At 59.6% G+C, this 423-nt stretch carries 1 protein-coding gene; it reads left to right on the forward strand.

Annotation, left to right across the window (positions count from 1 at the left end; genetic code table 11):
* Positions 1–423: hypothetical protein (locus tag Absy_RS12550; protein ID WP_048855094.1), on the forward strand; the 423-nt coding region annotated here is incomplete at both ends.

The following is a 423-nucleotide window of genomic DNA, read 5'->3' on the forward strand; positions in this document are numbered from 1 at the left end:
CTCGCCAACCAGAGCGGCACCGCAACCCTGACCGACAGTCAGATAACCGGAGCCACTACCAATAGCGCAGGGGCCACACTCGCAGTCAGTGGTGGCAAGCTAGGAAGCCTCACAAATGCCGGAGAAGCCAGCCTTGCCCAAAAGGTTCAAGTGGCTGGGAATGTCACAAACGCCAATGCCCTGACCATCGATGCCAGTGCCGTGGATGGCACCACAACCAACACTGGCACATTCACGGCACAAAATGCTGCCCTTCTCCAGACACTCGATAACCAGAGCGGCACTGCAACCCTGACCGACAGTCAGGTAACCGGAGCCGCGACCAATAGCGCAGGGGCCACGCTTGCCGTGAATGGTGGCGGGTTGGGAAGTCTTACAAATGCCGGTGAGGCCAGCCTGACACAACAGGCACAGGTCACGGGC

Origin of the sequence: Acetobacter syzygii, assembly GCF_000964225.1 — a bacterium.
Lineage (GTDB): Bacteria > Pseudomonadota > Alphaproteobacteria > Acetobacterales > Acetobacteraceae > Acetobacter > Acetobacter syzygii.